The sequence below is a fragment of the Flavitalea sp. genome, assembly GCF_035489435.1.
Lineage (GTDB): Bacteria > Bacteroidota > Bacteroidia > Chitinophagales > Chitinophagaceae > DATHKG01.
Window position 1 is genome coordinate 21,048 of record NZ_DATHKG010000041.1, and the last position, 6,458, is coordinate 27,505.

At 39.0% G+C, this 6,458-nt stretch carries 5 protein-coding genes; 2 read left to right on the forward strand and 3 right to left on the reverse strand.

What is annotated here, in order from left to right:
• The first annotated feature begins 303 nt into the window (after window positions 1–303).
• Together VK664_RS07015 and VK664_RS07020 are read left to right on the forward strand one after the other, a co-directional pair.
• The gene (locus VK664_RS07015; RefSeq protein WP_461397918.1) at window positions 304–2,229 is read left to right on the forward strand and encodes a hypothetical protein; all 1,926 of its coding nucleotides are present in this window, start codon (window positions 304–306) and stop codon (window positions 2,227–2,229) included.
• Window positions 2,226–5,225, forward strand: a complete 3,000-nt coding sequence (locus VK664_RS07020; RefSeq protein ID WP_461397919.1) for a PVC-type heme-binding CxxCH protein — start codon at window positions 2,226–2,228, stop codon at window positions 5,223–5,225. Before VK664_RS07015 ends, VK664_RS07020 begins: the two co-directional genes overlap by 4 nt.
• Before the next feature lie 551 nt (window positions 5,226–5,776).
• Here VK664_RS07020 and VK664_RS07025 read toward each other — a convergent pair.
• From VK664_RS07025 to VK664_RS07035, 3 genes are all read right to left on the reverse strand, one after another.
• On the reverse strand, window positions 5,777–6,052 hold the full coding sequence (locus tag VK664_RS07025; RefSeq protein WP_461397920.1) for a hypothetical protein: 276 nt from the start codon (window positions 6,050–6,052) through the stop codon (window positions 5,777–5,779).
• Window positions 6,046–6,243: a class I SAM-dependent methyltransferase gene (locus VK664_RS07030; RefSeq protein WP_461397921.1), complete on the reverse strand. Its 198-nt coding sequence runs from the start codon at window positions 6,241–6,243 to the stop codon at window positions 6,046–6,048. The genes VK664_RS07025 and VK664_RS07030 overlap by 7 nt, the downstream gene beginning before the upstream one ends.
• Window positions 6,234–6,458: hypothetical protein (locus VK664_RS07035; RefSeq protein ID WP_461397922.1), on the reverse strand; the 225-nt coding region annotated here is incomplete at its 5' end. The genes VK664_RS07035 and VK664_RS07030, both read right to left, overlap by 10 nt.

Consider the following 6,458-nt stretch of genomic DNA (forward strand, 5'->3'; position numbering starts at 1 on the left):
TTCTCTAATGGTTGTTAAGTAAGGTGATCTTAAAACTCTTGCAGTCAAAAGCCCACCTGTTTGAATAGCATGATTAAATCAAACTCCGCCAAAAGCGAATGGTAGTCATATCTATCAATTACGATTTAAAAATAGTACAATCAAAGGATATTTGCGTTTATATGCGTTATTTATTTGCGTATATGCGCATTTTACTTATTTTTACTTGGATTAACAACAAGTGTCAGGTGGGATTGATTGGAGTAACGCATGTCGGTAATTAACCCATATATTATTGCATTTCAGACAATTAAACAGTTCACAATGCTCAAAAACTCAATTTTATTACTTCTAATCCTTTTGCACCAGTTTACTGGATTGCAAAGTCAGGAAAATTATCAGATCGGAAGCTCAAGGGTGGGCATCGAACCAGACAGTAGCACATTTTCAGTTGCTCTGGCAGGCTATGGAGCTCCTCGTGACGGACGTTTTACGATTGAATGGATGTATCAGGGTAAAATCTCTCCAATAACATCAGTGAGTGCCTCTGGCAAAAACATGTATGCAATTGATGCGAATAATAGTTTATCACAAACCAGTATCGATAATATCTATAAATGGAAGTCATCTGGTACAACTAAAAATGCAAATCTGCTAGCGGTCCTGGACAATCGATTTTATATTACTCTGGCTAATGGCGATTTTGAAGTGAGGCAGATATTTACAAAAAACGGGTATACAATTCATTCAAATGGAATAAAAAACCTGAAAGCTATAACAGGATTTAATAAAAAGATTTATGCTGTAAACGACCAGAATGAATTATACAGAATAGATATTTATGAAAAAAAAATCGACGCGAAAAAAATAGGTCATGCTCCAGATATCATAAGCATGACTACAAATGAAAAACTGATTTTCGGTCTCAGTTCAGATAACAATATATGGAAGAGAGGAGTAGGAAATGTAGAAGATTGGATAAAAATCGGTCGATATAATAGTATTACTTACGATGTAAAATTAAGGCATATCGTGATCGTGAAGGACCGCTTATATGGTATTGACGAAAACGGGAAGATGTACTTAGCAGAACATAGCTCTAAAGGAGACTTGTCGGCTTCTGCACTTGCGATCAAAAAAAAGGAGAAGACAGTTGTTATCGTAGGAATCGATCTTCGTGGATTTGATCACATGCTGATAGATTATGTAAAAAAGGAGATCACCAGGAGCACTAATATTCCTGCCTCCGCTATATTCATCAATGCATCGCACACTCATTTTGCACCTGTAGTGCAGGCATTTCCTTCGTATGGTGCATATATGCAAATGCCTGACAGTTTTTACCTGGACCGTGTAAGAAAAAGTGTTATTAAATCAGTTGAACTGGCGATCAGTAACATGGTCCCTGCAAACTTATATTTTGGCAGGGGGACAACAAAGATTGGTCGCAACAGAAGTTCTGCAAATAAACAAACGCCGTACGACAGCACACTGGATGCTCTCAGGATAGAAGACAAATTTACAAAAACTCAAAATGTTCTTTTTTTGACGGGTTGCCATCCTGTTTCGAGAAATACAGGAAGAGAATCTTTCACTATGACCGCAAACTATCCCGGAGTAACAAGGGCCCTGGTTCAAAAAAGAACAAATGCAGGCATGTCAATTTTTCTTCAGGGTTGTGGAGGGGATATAAATCCTGTATCGGATGATTACAATAAAACGGGGATGGATCTGGCGATCGATGTGATGAAAATATTAAATGAAAAAATGGAAAAGATAGATGGGGATATTTCATATTCCCTCGATACTATTCTGATACCCATAATTCCGTGGAGCAAAGAAAAAATAGAAGCGTTTAAAATTGAGAACAGCGGTAAGGAAGGAAATGTATCGGCGGAAAAAAATGTGCGCTGGGCAGATGCAATGATATCAAATTATAATAACCATACGGTTCCTACAACATGGCCGGTATATGTACAAACGCTGAATATCGGTAATTGGAAATTGGTGGGCCTTTCAAGAGAAGCTGTAACAGAGTACGGAATGGCCATAAAAAACTTATGGCCAGGTAAAATGGTTTCGGTAGCGGGGTATACCAATGATGAAGTAAGCTATCTGCCGCGTGATTGGCATATTCAAACTAAAACATACGAGGGATATGATTCATTTTTCTGGCACTCTCAGCCCGCAATACTCCCAACAAATGTTTTTGATATCATCATTAATCGAATTAAACTGTTAAATAGATGAGATATTTTTATTTGATCCTGACTGGTTGTTTTATTTTAAATTCCGGTTGCCAAAACAAATCCGATTCTCCCCATGATAAACCGGCAATAGAATCGCTTTCCGATTTTGAACTTGAACCAGGTTTTAAGATTGAACTGATAGCTTCCGAACCATTGCTTTCAGATCCTGTTGATATGGAAATCGACGAAAATGGAAAGATGTATGTGGTTGAAATGAATGGAGTGCCTTTTAATAAATCAGGTGTCGGGCAGGTAAAACTCATGGCAGATACTAACGGAGATGGCAAAATGGATAAAAGTAGTGTTTTCGCCGACTCATTGATTTTACCAAGCGGTGTCATGCGATGGAAGAAAGGTATTTTGGTAACAGATCCTCCTTACGTACTTTATTTCGAAGATACAAATGACGATGGCCGTGCCGATATTAAGAACGTCATGCTTGCCGGATTTGATTCAACAAATCTTGAATTAAATATTAATAATCCCAATTTTGGATTAGATAATTGGATTTATCTGCCGAACGGAGGTAACAGTAAGACAGAGATTCATTTTACTGATAATCCAGCAGGGCCTGTTCTGCCGGATAACGCAAACGGCCGTGTCGTTCGTTTTCGCCCGGATACAAAAGAACTTCAAAGTTTGTCAAGTAATACCCAGTATGGTCAAAGTTTTGATAAGTGGGGCAATCATTTGATGGTTAGAAATTCCAACCACATTTTTCAGGAAGTAATTGCTGCTCGATATCTTAACCGCAATCCTGATCTCCTGGTTTCTAATTCCACCAAAACACTTTCAGATCATTCCTCTGAAGTATTTCCAACTACAGTCAACCCGGAAAACCAACTTCTGACAGATATAGGAGTATTTACAGCGGCATGTGGAATTACGGCAAATCTGGGCGGAGCATTTCCGGACCCTTATTCAGATAATACAGTATTTGTTGGTGAACCAGCTCATAACCTGATTCATGTTGACAGACTGACTCCTGAAGGTGCTTCCTTTAAAGCAAGCCGTCTTCAGGCAAGTAAAGAATTTCTGACTTCCCATGATCCATGGTTTCGACCAGTCAATATGTATATTGGTCCCGACGGTGCATTGTATGTTGTAGATTTTTACAGGCAGTTTATTGAGGGTCCCGAATTCATGGCAGACGAAGTTGTTAAATCAGCCAATCTTTATGCCGGTACTGGTCAGGGACGAATATACCGTATTAGCCGAACCCAGGCAGAGCCGGCAGAATGGACAAAAGGTCTCACACTTGGACAGGCTACAGTCGAACAACTAGTGGAAAAACTGTCAAGTTCAAACATCTGGTGGCGTCAGAATGCGCAACGGTTGCTTGTCGATAGAAATGATAAACAGGCAATACCGCTGTTAATCCGAATGACTCAGAATTCTACATCTTCCGAGGGAAGACTACACGCTTTATGGACATTGGAGGGAATGCATGCGTTAGGTAAAGAATCAATTATAAATGCATTAAACGATACGGTGACCGGCATAAGAGAGAATGCAATTAAACTTGCTGAACTCCACCTCCAAACTGAGCCCGCCCTGCAATTACAATTGTTCAAACTAAAGACTGACCCGGATCCAAAAGTAAGATTTCAATTGCTTTGCACCCTGGGATTCATAAATTCCTCTGAAGCGATTAGTATCAGAGAGGAGTTATTATTTAAGGATATCAACGATCCGTGGATACAAATTGCTGCCCTTAGCGCGCCATCATTTGATAACCTGGGTTTATTAAATGCTGTAATCACTAATTTTAAGCCCAATATCCCGGCCTATGCTACACTTATTGAACGGTTAAGCACTACAATTGCAGCAAGTCTCTCACCGAAAATAGTTAATCAGCTTTTAATTAGAGCAACTGCAACAGATGTTGTCCACGTTGCCTGGAAAGACGCCATATTAAAAGGATTGGAAAAAGGAATTCAAAGCCGGAAGTCTTCTCCTGCTGAATTTGCTTCAGAAAGAAATTTATTGATGCATTCTGCGCTAAAGCATCCTTCCCAATCAATAAGAGAAAGTTCCTTACATATTCTGAGGATAATAGGGATTGCAAATGATAATAAAACAGATGCTGCAATGGCTGAGGCCAGAGAACTTGCAGGAAATCTTAAAATGAGTGAACAACAAAGAGGAAATGCTATTAACTTTCTTGCACTTCAGGATCCCAAAAAACATGTACCATTTTTAACAGGATTAATAAATCCTCAAGAGCCTCTACCGGTTCAGTTAGCCGCTTTGCGTACATTGAATCTGGTACCAGACCTCACAGTAAATAATTACATACTCATGCGGTGGCCTACCCTTACTCCTGAAATCCGGGACGCAGCATTAAATACATTCATGTCTAATTCGGAGCGGGTGAGTTTACTTTTAACTGCTATTGAAGACGGGAAAATTAAAGCAACCAGTATTGGATGGCCAAGAAGCGTAAGGCTTATGGCAGGACGCTGGCCTAAAAAACCTGAATTTGCAAAAGGTGATTCACTACTTAAAGAACGTGCAAGAAAATTGCTTACCAGAAAAGATGATAAACAGAAAGATCTTATCCGTGAATATCAGAGTGCACTTACATTGAAAGGAGATCCGATTCCCGGCAAAGATTTGTTTATAAAGAACTGCGGAAACTGTCATCAAATAAGAGGAAAGATAGGTGTTGCATTGGGTCCGGACCTTGGCACGGTTCGTAACTGGAGTTCTGCCGACATAATGTCTAATATCTTAGACCCGAATCAGTCTATCGCAGATGGTTATGATTCGTGGGAGGTGGTACTTAACGATGGAACATTAAAACAAGGAATAATTTCAACAGAGACTCCCACAGCTATTACAATTGTAAATTCAGGAACATTGCCAGCTACCATATCACGTAAGGATATTAAATCCATATCTGCATTGGGAATGTCAATTATGCCTGTTGGACTGGAGAAAGAAGTTAACAAACAGGATATGGCTAACCTCCTTGCCTTTCTAAGGGGCCGCTAAAAGATGTACTTAATTCAACAACCAATGTATTCATACAATCCATCTTTAAAAACCGAAAGTTCTTCCGAAAAATCAACTGATGTTTTGACTGTTCGATTGAATGTTTTGATAGTGGCACTTAAAAATAAAATACCTGAGTTAAATAATTATCTGTTGAAATGATCTTTGAAATTTTCAACAGGAGACATTATATAGAAACTAAAATTTTGGTTAAGGCTTCACTCATACAACAATTACACAAAAGCGAGTAGGAAAGTAGCCAACTTTGTTGGCTATCTTTCTCTCGCATCACTGCGCGTACCGTTCGGCATACGGCGGTTTTCTGTTTTAGGTCAATTAACAATCAGTAAGGATCTCAGTTTCCTGAAAAATGGTATCTACATATTGAAATTAGAAGGAATAAATAAATAGCAAACATTAAGGATAGTGAAACTATAACGACCCTTATCCCCTGTTATTGAAGAGGCTGTTGAAAGACAGTCTCTTTTTATTTGCGAATGATCGGATCGCCGCAAGTAGAAAATTAAAAATGAGTGTATGGAATAATGCTGTCAATTAAATGACTGTCGAAACTTAAGGGGTGACATATCAGTTTTGTCATCTGTCTTAAAGAAGAATAAATCAATATCAACTTCCTTGTCATGAGCTTTGTCAAAATGAACTATCTCATCTCCTGAGTGAAAGGAAAATAAAAAATTTCCACCTGGATTCAATACGCGGTATATGTCTCCGAAAACAATTCCTGATCTGATCATTGGTAAATGTACTATTGAATAGAACGCAATTGCACTTCCAAGGTATTCCGGTGGATAAACGATATTCAACAAGTCCCCGGTTTCAAATTCAATTTCAGCGAAAGTTTCCGGGCAGCACTAATCATCGCCGGCGATAGATCAATGCCGATGATGTCTTTAAGGCCATTGTTGTAGAGAAATTTTGTTGTTTGTCCAGGACCACAGCCAAAGTCAGCACATAACCCCTTGTCTTTATTGACAGATGCAAACTCCTTCAATAACAATCGGTCAAAATGTTTTTTCGAGAGTTCGTCCCAGCGCTCAGCCGCATAGTCGCTTTGATGCTTACAATTGTTGAAGCAGGCAGGTCATCATCACTATAAAAAATGCGATAACCACTTTTCTTTTCTATTATGGTTAGCGCTTTATTGAGTTTTACCTCTGTGAGATTGAGACTGATTTTCATATCTCCCTGGGAAAATCCCCGGGCAGAAACCTG